The organism is Leisingera sp. F5 (genome assembly GCF_001593695.1).
The window spans coordinates 1-1,615 of the sequence record NZ_LUKH01000825.1 but is presented as its reverse complement, the minus strand read 5'-3'; the positions used below and the strand labels follow the sequence as shown (position 1 = coordinate 1,615).

1 protein-coding gene is annotated in these 1,615 nt (G+C 63.0%); it reads right to left on the bottom strand.

Going from position 1 to position 1,615, the window contains the following annotated elements:
• Window positions 1–12: 12 nt before the first annotated feature.
• Window positions 13–1,615, bottom strand: a 1,603-nt coding sequence (locus A2I95_RS36440; protein ID WP_291737377.1) for a DNA topoisomerase IV subunit B, incomplete at its 5' end; no start/stop codon positions are given.

Sequence of the window (1,615 nt, the reverse complement as noted above, 5' to 3'; positions counted from 1 at the left end):
GGGATTTACCCCTCAAACATCCAGCTCCACTACGAACTTCGCGTTTTCCTGAATATACTGGTAGCGCAGCTCAGGTTTCTTGCCCATCAGCTGTTCGACCAGCTCGCCGGTCTCGCCGGGTTCGTCCTCGTCGATGGTGACGCGGATCAGCTTGCGGGTGGTGGGGTCCATGGTGGTCTCTTTCAGATCCTTGGCGTCCATTTCGCCAAGACCCTTGAAGCGGCTCACATCGATCTTGCCTTTGCCGCCCAGGCCCTTTTCCAGCCAGGTGTCGCGCTCGGCCTCGTCCAGGCAGTAGACGCGGCGGGCGCCTTGGGTCAGGCGGAACAGGGGCGGGCAGGCCAGATACAGGTGGCCGCCGTCGATCAGGGGTCGCATCTGGGTGAAGAAAAAGGTCATCAGCAGTGACGCGATATGGGCGCCGTCGACGTCCGCATCGGTCATGATGATGATCTTGTCATAGCGCAGATCGTCAAGGTTGAACTTGGTGCCGGTACCGACACCCAGCGCCTCGCACAGGTCGCGGATTTCGGCGTTGGTGCCGATCTTGTTGGAGGCGGCACCCAGCACGTTCAGGATCTTGCCCTTCAGCGGCAGCAGCGCCTGATTGACCCGGTTGCGCGCGCCCTTGCCGGAGCCGCCGGCCGAGTCGCCCTCGACGATGAACAGTTCGGTGCCGGAGCGGTCTTTGGAAGTGCAGTCAGTCAGCTTGCCGGGCAGGCGCAGTTTCTTGGTGGCCGATTTGCGCTGGGTCTCTTTCTCCTGCTTGCGGCGCAGGCGCTCCTCGGCACGCAGCACCAGGAAGTCGAGGATGGCGCCCGCGGATTTGGTGTCGGCGGCCAGCCAGTTGTCAAAATGGTCGCGGACCGAGTTTTCCACCATCTTGGAGGCGGCCTCAGTCGAGAGGCGGTCCTTGGTCTGGCCCACAAATGCCGGGTCGGCAATGAAGCAGGAGATCAGCGCGCAGCCGCCGGCCATCAGGTCGTCGCGGGTGATGTTGCCCGCTTTCTTGTTGCCGACCAGCTCGCCGTAGGCCTTGATGCCCTTGAGGATCGCGGACCAGAAGCCGGCCACATGGGTGCCGCCCTCGGGCGTGGGGACGGTGTTACAATAGGACTGGGTGAAGCCGTCGCGCGACGGGGTCCAGTTGATCGCCCATTCGACATAACCGGGCGCGTTGAATTTCTCGCGGAACTCGACCTTGCCGGCAAAGGGCGCCTCTGCGTAGACGGAGGATTTGCCCAGCACTTCGCTCAAGTAGTCGCGCAGGCCGCCGGGGAAGTGGAAGGTGGCCTCGGCCGGAGTTTCACCGTCGTCGATGTGGGTTTTCCAGCGGATTTCGACGCCGGAGAACAGATAGGCCTTGGAGCGCACCAGGGTCATCAGGCGCTTGGGCTTGAACCGGTGGTGGCCGAAGATCTGCTCATCCGCGTGGAAGGTCACAAACGTGCCGCGCTTGTTGGGGGCGGCGCCGACCTTTTCCACCGGTCCCAAAGGCAGGCCGCGGGAGAAACGCTGTTCGAACAGTTCCTTGTTCTTGGCCACTTGCACCACCAGCGAATCCGACAGAGCGTTCACCACCGAGGAGCCGACGCCGTGCAGACCGCCGGAGGTC